This window comes from Amycolatopsis sp. NPDC005003, assembly GCF_053600695.1.
This window is the reverse complement of the sequence record NZ_JBSGAI010000006.1, coordinates 152,277-164,634: the sequence shown is the minus strand read 5'-3', so window position 1 is coordinate 164,634 and position 12,358 is coordinate 152,277. Positions and strand designations below refer to the sequence as shown.

12 protein-coding genes are annotated in these 12,358 nt (G+C 69.5%); 9 read left to right on the top strand and 3 right to left on the bottom strand.

Annotated features, from left to right (window positions below):
* Positions 1 to 18: 18 nt before the first annotated feature.
* Entirely contained in the window at positions 19 to 1,113 is a 1,095-nt protein-coding gene (locus ACWED2_RS09585; protein ID WP_449690006.1) for a GNAT family N-acetyltransferase, read from the bottom strand.
* Between the two features lie 85 nt (positions 1,114 to 1,198).
* Here ACWED2_RS09585 and ACWED2_RS09580 point away from each other — a divergent pair, with 85 nt between their 5' ends.
* The 7 genes from ACWED2_RS09580 (at position 1,199) to ACWED2_RS09550 (ending at position 7,007) form a co-directional block, all read left to right on the top strand.
* Entirely contained in the window at positions 1,199 to 3,130 is a 1,932-nt protein-coding gene (locus ACWED2_RS09580) for a thiamine pyrophosphate-binding protein (RefSeq protein WP_449690005.1), read from the top strand.
* 11 nt (positions 3,131 to 3,141) lie between these two features.
* Positions 3,142 to 3,570: an SRPBCC family protein gene (locus ACWED2_RS09575; RefSeq protein ID WP_449690004.1), complete on the top strand. Its 429-nt coding sequence runs from the start codon at positions 3,142 to 3,144 to the stop codon at positions 3,568 to 3,570.
* A gap of 4 nt (positions 3,571 to 3,574) precedes the next feature.
* Positions 3,575 to 4,279 carry a flavodoxin family protein gene (locus ACWED2_RS09570; RefSeq protein WP_449690003.1) on the top strand — a complete coding sequence of 235 codons (705 nt, stop codon included), beginning with the start codon at positions 3,575 to 3,577 and terminating at the stop codon, positions 4,277 to 4,279.
* A 4-nt stretch (positions 4,280 to 4,283) separates the two neighbouring features.
* Positions 4,284 to 5,474 carry a cation:proton antiporter gene (locus ACWED2_RS09565; protein WP_449690002.1) on the top strand — a complete coding sequence of 397 codons (1,191 nt, stop codon included), beginning with the start codon at positions 4,284 to 4,286 and terminating at the stop codon, positions 5,472 to 5,474.
* Positions 5,475 to 5,515: 41 nt separating this feature from the next.
* Entirely contained in the window at positions 5,516 to 6,151 is a 636-nt protein-coding gene (locus tag ACWED2_RS09560) for an RNA polymerase sigma factor (protein WP_449690001.1), read from the top strand.
* A complete protein-coding gene (locus ACWED2_RS09555) occupies positions 6,148 to 6,378 on the top strand; it encodes an anti-sigma factor family protein (protein WP_449690000.1) in 231 nt (76 codons plus the stop codon). The genes ACWED2_RS09560 and ACWED2_RS09555 overlap by 4 nt, the downstream gene beginning before the upstream one ends.
* 83 nt (positions 6,379 to 6,461) lie before the next feature.
* Entirely contained in the window at positions 6,462 to 7,007 is a 546-nt protein-coding gene (locus tag ACWED2_RS09550; protein ID WP_449689999.1) for a hypothetical protein, read from the top strand.
* A gap of 62 nt (positions 7,008 to 7,069) precedes the next feature.
* Here ACWED2_RS09550 and ACWED2_RS09545 read toward each other — a convergent pair whose 3' ends face one another.
* On the bottom strand, positions 7,070 to 7,312 hold the full coding sequence (locus ACWED2_RS09545; protein ID WP_449689998.1) for a hypothetical protein: 243 nt from the start codon (positions 7,310 to 7,312) through the stop codon (positions 7,070 to 7,072).
* 767 nt (positions 7,313 to 8,079) lie between these two features.
* Between ACWED2_RS09545 and ACWED2_RS09540 the strand changes: the two genes are divergently transcribed.
* Entirely contained in the window at positions 8,080 to 8,595 is a 516-nt protein-coding gene (locus ACWED2_RS09540; RefSeq protein WP_449689997.1) for a hypothetical protein, read from the top strand.
* 279 nt (positions 8,596 to 8,874) lie between these two features.
* On the opposite strand, the gene ACWED2_RS09535 is transcribed toward ACWED2_RS09540, so the two are convergent.
* A complete protein-coding gene (locus ACWED2_RS09535) occupies positions 8,875 to 10,128 on the bottom strand; it encodes a sialidase family protein (protein ID WP_449689996.1) in 1,254 nt (417 codons plus the stop codon).
* Positions 10,129 to 11,070: 942 nt separating this feature from the next.
* Between ACWED2_RS09535 and ACWED2_RS09530 the strand changes: the two genes are divergently transcribed.
* A complete protein-coding gene (locus tag ACWED2_RS09530) occupies positions 11,071 to 12,354 on the top strand; it encodes a cellulose binding domain-containing protein (RefSeq protein WP_449689995.1) in 1,284 nt (427 codons plus the stop codon).
* Positions 12,355 to 12,358 lie beyond the last annotated feature (4 nt).

The window sequence follows — 12,358 nt, the reverse complement described above, 5'->3', positions numbered from 1 at the left end:
CAGGTGCTTAACAATCGCTTACGGTGCCGGAAGCAATGAGCGGTCGAGCCAGACGCGGTCGCGCAGCTCGATGCCGTCGATCCGGATTTCCGCCGGGTACCCGGTGGCCGGGGTGAAGGCGTCCCGTTCGATCGACCTCATCCGGAACCCCTGCCGCTGGTAGAAGCGCAGGTTGCCGATGTCGGCGGCGGCCGTGGCGACGACCAGCTGCGTCCCCCGCTCACCGGTGACCAGCTCGACGGCCGCATTCACCAGCGCGCCACCCACGCCTTGTCCCTGGTGGTCCTCCCGTACCGCCATGTTCTTGATTTCGCGTTCGCCCGGCTTTCCGGTCTCCACCAGCTGCAAATGGCCGATGACGGTGTCTCCCCGGACCGCGACGAGGACGCGGCCATCGCCGAGGTAGGAGTCGAGCTGGACCGGGGAGTCCTCGGCCAGCTCGAACAACGGCCGCAGCACCTCGCGGGGTCCGGAATGGATTTCCACGTGGAGACCGGAGGCCAGATCGCGCCCGGTGCGGAAGAACCGGACGACCGCCGCGGCGCTCCCGAGTTCGGTCATCGTCCGGGCCGCGCCGAACGGTGCGTTCCAGAACTCACCTTCGCGGCGCTCGAACGGGCCGACATAGGCGTACGGCTCCGCCAGGAACCCATCGCCCGGCGAGACGCCGTAGTTCACCTCATCGAGCGAAATCGCGACGTCGAAGTGTTCCGGCCACAGGATCGGCTCGCTCCCCGGCGCGAATTCCCGCAGGGCGCGCTCCCCTTCGGCGAACGCGGTCAACAACGTCTTGACCGCACCGGCATCGAGGGCGATCACCTCATCGGTACGCACGGCCGGGCCACCCCCGTAGACCCCGGCCGGCTCCCCTGCCTCGAGACCGGCGGCCGCAGCCACTTCGTCGTACGACCGGCCGTTCAACGCGAAGCGGCCGGAAGTCGTGAGGAGTTGGTCCCCTTCGACGCGCAGATCCGGCCCCGCGGCCGTGGCGAACCCGCCGTCCACCACGCGCAGGTCGATCCGGCCGGTGGCGCGGTGCTGCGGCCCGGCGAGCAGCAGCTCGGCCACGCCGTGCAGGGATCGCCGGGTGGTCACCGGCTCGGTTTCGGTCATCTTGCGCTCCTCGTGTAACGCCTGGCCCCTTCCGGGGCACTGAGTCTGCCGTCACCGCAGTGTCGGCGAAACCAGGAGGCGTTACATGGCCGAGAACGGCTGGCACCGCATCGATCCGGCGGACGTGCCGGACGACGGCCGGGTCCGCAGCGTCACCGTCGGTGGGCACACCGTCGCGCTCTCGCGGTGTGGCGCCCGGCTCGGCGCGCTGGAGAACCGCTGCCCGCACCAGGGCGGGCCGCTCGGTGAGGGCTCGATCGAGAAGGGGCTGCTGCGCTGCCCGTGGCACGGCTACGACTACGACCCCATCTCCGGGCGGCCGCCGGAAGGCTTTTCCGACGGCGTCGCGACCTACCCGGTCGAACAGCGCGGCGATGGCGTGTACGTGCGGGTTCCGGCGCTCGCGCCGCACGCACGGACGGTCGCCGACGTCCTGGTCGAGACGCTCGTCGCGTGGGGCGTCCGGCACGTGTTCGGCATGGTCGGGCATTCCAACCTCGGGTTCGCCGAGGCGTTGCGCCGGGCCGAGGACCGCGGCGAACTGACCTACCTCGGGATCCGGCACGAAGGCGCCGCCGCGTTCGCCGCGAGCGCCTACGGCAAGCTCACCGGCCGCCCGGCAGCCTGTTTCGCGATCGCGGGCCCCGGCTCGACGAACCTGCTCACCGGGCTCTACGACGCGAAGCTGGACGGTGCCCCGGTGCTCGCGATCTCCGGGCAGGTCCCGTCGAAGGTTTTGGGCCGGGGCGCGTTCCAGGACGTCGACCTGTCCGCCGTGTTCCGCGACGTCGCCGTCTCCACCACGACCGTGCACGGCGGCAGCGATCACGCGGAACTGGCCGCGTTGGCGGTCAAGCACGCCACCGACCGCCGCGGCGTCGCGCACCTCGTGCTGCCGGACGAAGTCCAGGTCCAGCCGAGTGACGCGCCCGCGGCCACCCCGGACGGCCGGGCTGCCGATCGCCGGACGCTGCCCGGCGACAGCGCCGTCGAAGCCGCCGCGGCGCTGGTGCGCGACGCCCGGCGCCCGGTGCTGATCGCCGGGCACGGCGCCCGCGGCGCCGAAACCGAGCTCCGCCTGCTGGCCGAGACGCTCAACGCCCCGGTCCTCACCACGTTCAAGGCGAAAGGCCTGGTGCCCGACACGCACCCGCTCGGCGCGGGCGTGCTCGGCCGCAGTGGCACACCGGTGGCGAGCTGGCTGATGAACGAGGCGGACCTGCTGATCGCCGTCGGCGCGTCCTTCAGCAACCACACCGGCATCGCCACCTACAAGGCGATCCTGCAGATCGACGACGACCCGGGCGCGATCGGCCGGTTCGACGCGGTGACGACGTCGCTGCTCGGCGACGCCGGACTCACCCTCACCGCCCTCATGGCCGCGCTCGGCGAGCCGAAGGCCGAGGACCAGCGGCCCGATGTCGCCGCCCGCTGGGCGATCTGGCGCGCGGAGAAGGCTCGCCGGGCGCAGGACGACCGCGGCCGCGGGGTGGCCGCGGCGGCGGTGTTCGACGCGCTCTCGCGTCATCTGCCCGCCGATGCCGTGGTCACCGTCGACGTCGGCAACCACGCCTACTCACTCGGCCGCTACCTGGAGTCGAAGGGCCAGCCGGTGCTGATGTCGGGCTACCTCGGCTCGATCGGGTTCGGCTACCCGGCCGCGCTCGGTGCGTGGGCGGCCGCCCCGGACCGGCCGATCGTCGCGGTCACCGGCGACGGCGGGTTCGGGCAGTACGCCACCGAGCTGACCACCGCCGTCAAGTACGGCATCCCGGTGAAGCACGTGCTGCTGAACAACAACGCCCTCGGCAAGATCAGCAAGGAACAGCTCGCCGGGGACTACCCGGTGTGGCAGACCTCGCTGGTCAACCCGGACTGGGCCGCCTACGCCGAACTTTGCGGCGCGACAGGCATCAGCGTCACCACGCGCGACCAGCTCGACGAAGCCATGGCGGCGCTCTTCGCCGCCGAAGGCCCCGTCCTCCTCTGCGTCGAGCAAGACGCGGAACTCCTCTGAAAGGGACCGACATGCCCGAACTCACGACCAGTGCCGTGCTGACCGCCTCGCCCGACCGGGTGTGGACATTGCTGCGCGACTTCGCCGCGATCGGGTCCTGGCACCCGGTGCTGCCGCCCGCGACGGTCGAACACGGCCCCGCCGACCGGGTGGGTGCCGTCCGGGTGTTCGCCGGCGGGCACCGCGAGCGGCTCTTCGCGCTCGACGACACCGCGTGCAGCATCCGGTACGCGTTCGAGGACAACGGCGGCCTGCCCATCCGCGGCTACGTGTCCGGGATGCGGGTGCTCCCGGCCGGCGAGCACAGCCTCGTCGAGTGGCACGCCCGCTACGACTGCGACGAAGCCGACGAAGACAAGGTCGCCGCGGCCGTCCGCGACGGCGTCCTGCTGCCCGGCCTCACCGCCCTGCAAACCCGATTCGCCGCCGAAGGAGCCTGACCCCATGCCGAGCTACGACGACCTGCGTGCCCTGTTCATCAACGGCACCCTCAAGCGCTCCCCCGACCCCAGCAACACCGACGGACTGATCGACGTCAGCCGCGGGATCATGGAAAAGAACGGCGTTCAGGTCGAGGTGCTGCGCGCCGTCGACCACGACATCGCCACCGGCGTCTGGCCGGACATGACCGAACACGGCTGGGCCACCGACGCCTGGCCGGCCATCTACGAAAAGGTGATGGCCGCCGACATCCTGGTACTCGCCGGGCCGATCTGGCTGGGCGACAACAGTTCCGTCATGAAGCAGGTCATCGAGCGGCTCTACGCGTGCTCGCACCTGCTCAACGACGCCGGGCAGTACGCCTACTACGGCCGGGTCGGCGGCTGCCTGATCACCGGCAACGAAGACGGCGTCAAGCACTGCGCCATGAACGTCCTCTACAGCCTCCAGCACCTCGGCTACACCATCCCGCCGCAAGCGGACGCGGGCTGGATCGGCGAGGCCGGTCCCGGACCGTCCTACCTGGACCCGGGATCCGGGGGGCCGGAGAACGACTTCACCAACCGCAACACCACGTTCATGACGTGGAACCTGATGCACCTCGCGAGGATGCTGAAGGACGCGGGTGGCATCCCCGCGCACGGCAACCAGCGCAGCGAATGGGACGCCGGCTGCCGGTTCGACTTCGCCAACCCCGAGTACCGCTGAAGCCGTGCCCGACGTCGGCTTCGTCAACCTGTTCGCGGTCGCGGCGATCGCCCTCCCCGCGCCGCTGCTGCTCGGGCTCGTGCCGAAGCTGCGCATCCCTGCCGTGGTGCTGGAGATCGTGGCCGGGATCGCGCTCGGGCCGTCCGGGCTCGGCTGGATCCACCCGGACCTGCCCGTGCAGATCGTCGCCCTGCTCGGACTCGCTTTCCTGCTCTTCCTGGCCGGGCTGGAGATCGACGTCCACCGGCTGCGCGGACCGGCGCTGCGGGTGGCGCTGGTGGGTTACGCGCTGACGCTGGCACTGGGGCTCGCCGCCGGGGCCGGGTTCGCCGCCGCGGGCTGGGTGCACAGCCCGCTCCTGGTGGCGGTCGCCCTGTCGGCGACGTCGCTCGGCCTGGTCGTGCCGGTGCTCAAGGACGCCGGCCAGGCCGAAGGCGGTTTGGGGCAGACGGTCATCGCCGCTTCGTCGGTGGCCGACTTCGCCGCGGTCCTGCTGGTGTCACTGCTGTTCTCGGCGTCCGGCGGCAGCACGGGTGCGCGGCTGGTGCTGCTCGTCGCGTTCGCCGGCCTGGTCGTGGTGACGGCCGTCGTGGTCGCGCTGGCCGGCCGCTCGCGCCGGCTCGGGGCGACGCTGGTGCGGTTGCAGGACACCACGGCCGAGATCCGGGTCCGCGCGGCCGTGGTACTGCTGGTCGCATTCGTCACACTGGCGGAAAGTTTCGGGCTGGAAAGCATTCTCGGCGCGTTCCTCGCGGGCGCGGTCGTCGGCCTGCTCGACCGCGACTCGGCGTCGCACCCGCGGTTCCGGGTCAAGCTGGACGCGATCGGGTACGGCTTCCTGATCCCGGTCTTCTTCGTCACCAGCGGCCTGCGGCTCGACCTGTCCGGGCTGCTCGCGGACGCGGCCGCGCTCGCCCGCGTCCCGCTGTTCCTGGCCGCGCTGCTGCTCGCCCGCGGAATCCCGGCACTGCTGTTCGCACGGCAGTTCGGCGTCCGGCGGGCGATCGCGGCCGGGCTGCTGCAGGCGACGTCGCTGCCGTTCCTGGTGACGGCCACGCAGATCGGGGTCCTCACCGGCCTGATGACGCCGGTGACCGCCGCCGCGCTCGTGTGCGCGGGGCTGCTGTCGGTGCTGCTGTTCCCCGCCGGCGCGCTGTCGCTGCTGAGGTCACGGGACCGGGCGGCCGTAAGGTGACCGTCACCCTTTTCCCCGGCTGCCGCGGCTACGCTCGTCCGGTGACGAAGCTGCCGCCGGACGAGGAGCTGGTCGCGGCCCTGCGGGCCGGTGACGGCGCGGCGTTCGCCGAGGTGCTCGACGCCTGGTCGGCGTCGATGCTGCGGCTGGCCCGCTCCTTCGTCTCGACGCACGCCACCGCCGAGGAAGTCGTCCAGGACACCTGGCTCGCGGTCGTGAAAGGACTGGCGGCCTTCGAAGGGCGGGCGGCGTTCAAGACCTGGGTGTACCGGATCCTGGTCAACACCGCCAAGAAGCGCGGCGCGCAGGAGAAGCGCAGCGTCCCGTGGACCAGCCTGCTGCCCGGCGACGAGGACCACGGCCCGACCGTGGACCCCAGCCGGTTCCAGGGCCCCGACGGCGCCTACCCTGGACACTGGCGGGAAGCACCCGAACCGTGGGCCTCGCCGGAGAACACCGCACTGGCACTGGAAGTCCGCGAGGTGCTCACCGGCGTCTTGGACGAGCTGCCCGCCCGGCAGCGCGCGGTGATCAGCCTGCGCGACGTCGCCGACCACACGGCCGAGGAGGTGTGCGAGATGCTGCAGATCTCCGCGGCCAACCAGCGTGTCCTGCTGCACCGCGCCCGCGCGGCCGTCCGCGAACGCCTGGCCGGTTACCTGGGAGCGGCGGGATGAACTGCGACGAGTTCGTCGAACTGGTCACCGCCTTCCTCGACGGCGCCCTCGACCCCGCGACCGAAGAACGGTTCGTCGAGCACCTCGCCCGCTGCGAAGGCTGCGAACACTACCTCGACCAGTTCCGCACCACCATCACCCAGCTCGGCGAGCTGCCACCGGAGACACTGTCCCCGCAGACCCGCACCGAGCTGCTCGACGCCTTCCGGCACTGGCACCGCGACTGAACCCGGTTCGTCCGGTACCCGGTCCGTTCGAGGCGACGCACGCCCCCACGATCATCACCACCGCGGACCTCAGGCGGTCACCGGTGCAGCCGACCGTGTGGTGGCAGTTGCCGGTCGGCGGCCACGCCGTCGCGCGCGGAGGCCGCCGACAAGGCACAGCCGCGGCGGCTACGGCGACCAGGGCAAGACCGACAGCATCACGGCGTTCCTCGAGTACGTCGCGTGCGACGGCCAGGTCAACACGGCCCGGATCGGCGAAGCAGCTGAACGCGGGCAACCGCGCCAACCCGACGTTCCAGGGCAACCTCGGCGCGGGCGCGTCGAGCCCGCAGAACCCGTTCGTCACGGCGGGGATCATCGCCGGGCCGGGCAAGAAGACCGCCGGGCCCTCGATGTCCGGCACCGCCTCGGCCGGGCCGTCCGCCACCTTGGGCACGTCGACCATGACGGCGGAAGCCGACGACCTGGCCAACGGCGGCTCGAAGAACTGGCGCGACGCCGAACCCGCCGCGGACGACCACGGCGGGCGGGGCGGCTTCGGCGGCTGGGCGGTCCTGGTGCTGTTCGCAGTGATCGTGACGCCGCTCGCGGTGCGGGGCGTGGTCCGCTACTTCAAGGGGACGTCGTAGTCCGCCGAGCCGGTCCTTCGCGCTCGGCGGCGGCGAATGCAACGAGGCCGGCCGTGCCCTTCTCAGCGGTGGCGCGGGCGAGGCAGCAATGCGAACGCGCTCTCCGCCATCGAGGTCAGGCGGGCGGGACTGTGGCCGTAGGCGCCTACGACGTCGGTACCGCGGATGACGGTCAGCAGAGGGTAGGCGAGGTCGCCGGCATCCGCGTCGGGGTCGAGCGGAACGATGCATGCGTCCTCCGCCGTGCCCACCAACTTCCGGAGGGCAGGCTCGACAGCGATGGCTCCCAGCAGCTGATATCCCATGCTCTTATTCTCGGTTCTCCTCCGAGGAGACTGGGAGCTCCTGCGCTGGGAGGTTCCATGAACCACGACAAAGGTGAAGAGTCCGCCGGTGAAGACCCCAAGATCGCCGCTCTTTTCCAGATGTGCTCTATGACGTGCTTTGGGCCCACACTCTGGGCTGCGTCGTCGGGGACGCGCTGACTTCCTGCCGGGAATCCTGTCTCGTCGCTGCGCGAGATGAACTCGAACAGCTGGAACGACCTGTTCTACACACTTAGAAACGCCATCGGTCGTCCTTACCGTGCTTTTGTACAGTCCGAGCTGCAAGGCCGAAGGCGCCGCGACCAGTGCAACACGGAACTCGGCAAGCGCAGGCGGGACCCGCCGCGGTGCTGCGAAGTGACCACTCGCGTTCACCAGGTGGACTCAGTCGGCAACCAGGAGGTTGCGCCAGATCCGACGCGCCGCTCATGTCGCGGGCTCCGAGGTTCGCACATCCGCTCGTCGGCTACTTGTTGGATGGCGGTACGACCGATGCCGGGCCAGGGTTGGTCGAGGTGTTCGGCGGGTGGCTCTCTCATCGGCTGCCCACCACGTTGTCGGTGTGGCTCTCACATGGCGTGCCGCCCGTCGAGCACCGTGGCGGGGTGTGGCTCGAGAGGGGTCTGCTCAGCTCGAAGTAGCGCTGCCCACCTCGCCTGACACCCATCCCGGGCAGTTCGGCCGCCTAAAGCAACCCGGAGCACCCTCCCGGGCGTCAGTCCGGCAAAGAACGCCGGGAGGGCGCCGTGGATGTGCCGACGAATGTACTGCTGCCGGGTGAGCGGCTACTGTGGTCGGGACGGCCACAGCGTCTCGTCTTTGCTCGGTTCGACTGGTATCAGTTCGCATTCGGCCTGCTCTGGGGGATCGCGACCATCGTGGTCCCGGTGGCCAGGCACGAACCGCTGTCGTTCTTCGCATGGGCCGTCGGGGTGGGTGGTGTCGCGTTCGTCTGGGTGCCCGTCGTCGCCAGGTTGCGGAGGCGGCGCGGTGTCGAGTACGTGGTGACCGACCGGCGGATCGTGCTGGCCGATCGCTTCTCGGGAAGGACGCGGGAATCGGTGTATCTCGGCACGCTGCCGCCTCCGGTTGTCCGGATCCGGCAGGACGGCAGCGGAACCATCGTTTTCGGCAGGTTCTCGCGCGTCCCTTTGACGACCCTTCCTGTGCCGTGGTCCCTGATGGCGACGGGGCTGGTCGCCGTGCCGGAGGCCGGGCGTGTCCGTGACCTGATCGCGTGGGCACAGGCCGGACAGGCCTGACCTCACCCGGACGCGTTCGATTCCGTTTCCCGCAGGATTACCGGCGGGTGGGCAACGGCTCATCGAGATCGCGGTCTCGCTTCTGAAGCTGACGGCGCCAACCTGGAAGACGGGACAACGCTTTGACTTCGAACGTCTTTTCCCACCTGCGTGGTGACGGCACGATGGTCCGACCCCGCCGCGACGGCCGGCCGCTATGCCGCCAAGCACGGTTGCGGAGGAGGCGTGCGCCCGTGTTTCGCGACCAGGTCGTCACTGCCGCCGGAGCAGGCGGTATCGCTATTGCCGTCGGTGGCCCGCGTTCTCGCAGTCGTCTACCGAGATGATGCCCGCCTCGACAGGCGCGGATTTTCCGTACTGTGCTCCCGTGATGACGAAGACCAGGCCACGATTCTGATGGCTCGAGAGACCGTCGAGGGGAATGGTGAACCGGCTGTACCCAGCCGGCATGGGCGAGGACAGCCGCATCCATTTCCCGGCGTTGCCGAGGTCGCGGTTGATGAAGAAGTCCTGGTTGTCGTTGTCCGTGACGATGATCGTTCCGTTCGGCCCACCCGAGTCCGTCCACGACACCACGGGCGCTCCGTTCGGCGCATCGCCTTTCCGGTCGAGGAGCGGGGTGTCCCTGGAGAACCGGAACGACTCCGGGTCCTTCGCGATCCGGTAGTGCACGTGGTAGGTGTAATTGTTTTGATCGGGGTTATCAGGGTCGTCCGGCACCCCGAATTCGTAGGTCATGATCCACAGGCCCCTGTTCAGCCTGGCCACGGTGGTCATGCCCGGTCGTTCGGGGTACGCCGTTCCGGTTGCGTCGTCGACCACGGGACCCCACGTGTGCAGGTCCGTGCTGGTCTGGTGGGCGAGCTTCTGACCGAAGTGCGGGTCTCGCTGGTCGGAGTAGTAGCAGATCAGCCTGTTGTTGTGCAGCAGCAGGAAAGGCTCCCACACCGGCGTCGCGCCGTTCGTCGTGTCGGGCGGTCCGCCCCGGGCAACCGTGCTCAGGAACTGCCAGGTGAGGCCGCCATCTGTACTGGCACGAAGCTGGATGTTGGTGCTGGTGAAGCTGTCCAGCCAGTTGCACGCGAAGAGCAACGCGCCCTTGGGCAAGCCCGCGAACGCCCGGGGCAGTTCGTACAGGAACGGATGGAGGGAGAATCCGGTGGACTCATCGGCGTTGGGCACACTGCCCTGCTTCTCCCAGGTGCGGCCATCGTCGTCGCTCCGGTAGAGCGGAAAACCCGGACCGCCTCCACCTTGAAACGTCGCGAGCAGCGTCCGCGACATCCCGGCAGGCCGCCCGGCGGTAAGACGCACGGCCCGGGCGTAGGACGCCCGCCCTCCCGGGTCCGCCACGACAACGGGCCCGAACGGAATCTCTCCACGCACCTTGCCGGTGTCCGCGAACGCCGGCCCGGCCAGTCCCAACGTCGCCCCGGCAGCAACCCCTGCGCCTGCGGCGAGGAACATCCGACGAGAGAGCTGCGAACGGCCAGCGGTCGAGTCATCTGCGTTTGATGCGTGGCGATCCTGCACGATTGCCTCCTCAGTGACGCCCCCGCCCACCACGCACGCCCGTGTGCATGGCCTCATTTCAGGGAGAAGTGCGGGTTCGGCAGCGCCTCGCTGGACCACTTCGTCTAGATGGTGGACTAAACTCGCCGGCCTGGCCACTGTCAAGAACAGGGAACCGTACCTACGGCGCGTATGGCCGAATCCAGGATATGTAAGTTTCTTGAGATGAACGAGCCGGGCTTCGTTCCTGCGCGGCCGCAGAGCGTCCGGCGGTACAACCTGATTCTGGTGCTGCGATACCTCAGCAACCGAGGGCCGAGCGTAGGGCCCAAGTCGCGGCGGCGACCGGGCTCACCAAAGCGACGGTGTCGAGCCTCGTCAACGAACGGTGTGGTGATCACGACCGTGACACGGACCAGCCCCGGATCGGCTCTGGCGAGCGCCGGGAGGTCTCGGTTCGATCGCGACCCGTCGACCGACCGTGCTGAAACTTTCATCGGCGCGAGGCCACCGGCGTGGCGACCTGAACGGGCAATCACCGAAGCGCCCACCGGCGATCGTGCGCCGGCGGGCGACGCCCCGGCGGTGGGCTCCGCCGGCAATCGAACACGCCCAGCATTCCGGGAAAAGCCATGCACAGGCGTGCTCGATCACCCCGCCGCCGTACCCCGCAGCGCGATAATTGCTTGCCTCCAAAGGATCCACTCCGAAAGTTTCGCGAGGCAGGCCACGGCAGGCAGGCCGGTGACGCATCGGGCCGGACAATCATCCGGCTGCTTGCCGCACGGCCGTCCGGCTGCTATTGATAGAGCGCTGGCCAGACCGAGGATCTCATCAGGACGGCTGAAGTACCCGGGCAAGAAAGAGTTTCCGCAGCGCCTGCTGCGACGCCTTCCCGGCAGAGCCGCCGGTCGGCCGGGCGGGCGGCGTCAACCGACATTTTCGGTGAAAGGTGCGTGGATCGTGAAACACAGCGCCGTTGCCGGGCCTATTGCCCTCGTGACAGCTCTCTTGGCCGTGCTGACCGGTCTGGTGGTCAGCGGCGGCCTCGGTTTCCCCCCGGCGGCTTCGGCCGCCGCGGCGACCGCGGGCTGCGGGAAAGCCCCCGGGTTGGCGAACGGCAATCACACGATCTCCAGCGGCGGCCAGAACCGTAACTACATCCTGCGGATCCCCAGCAACTACGACAACAACCACTCGTACCGCCTGTTCGTGGGACTCCACTGGCTGGGCGGCACGGCCAACGACGTCGACACGGGCGGGTCCGACGGCTACAACTGGTCCTACTACGGGCTGCGGCGGCTGGCGGACAACGCGAACAACAGTACGATCTTCGTGGCGCCGCAGGGCAACAACAACGGCTGGGCCAACCCCGGCGGTCAGGACGTCACGTTCATCGACGACCTGCTGAAGCAGCTCGAGGCGGCTTTGTGTGTCGACACCTCGCAGGTTTTCGCGGGCGGGTTCAGCTATGGCGGTGCGATGAGCTATGCGCTGGCTTGTGCCCGGCCGACGGTCTTCCGTGCGGTCGCCGTCTATTCCGGTGCGAACCTCAGCGGATGCAGTGGTGGCACCCAGCCGGTCGCGTACATCGGTATGCACGGCATCAGGGACAACGTCTTGAACATTTCGCAGGGCCGGTCACTGCGTGACACGTTCGTCCGGAACAACGGCTGTGCGTCGCAGAACCCGCCTGAGCCGTCGCAGGGCAGCCTGACCCACATCGTGACCGCGTATTCCGGGTGCCGGGCGGGATATCCGGTCGTGTACGCGGCGTTCGACGGGGGTCACGACCCCGCTCCGCGGGACGGGTGCACCTGCAGTGGCTGGCAGACCTGGACCTCGGGCGAGGTGTGGAAGTTCATCACCCAGTTCAGCTCCTCGGTCCCGCCGACCTCCACCACGCCGACCACCACGACCACGCCCACCACCACGACGACGCCCACCACCCCGACCGGCGCCTGCAGCGCGAGCTACCGGACGGTCCGCTCGTGGGAGGGCGCTTACCAGGGCGAGGTCACGGTGACGGCAGGCAATGCGGCGATCAACGGCTGGACGGTCGGCTGGACGTCCGGCGGCCCGGCGATCACCCAGGTGTGGAACGGAAACCTGACCACGTCCGGCGGCTCCGTCTCGGTCGGCAACGTCTCGTACAACGGTTCGCTGCAGGCGTCCGCTTCGACCACCTTCGGCTTCCTCGCCAACGGCACACCGACGACTGCCCCGCCGCGCTGCACCAGCCCGTAGCCGA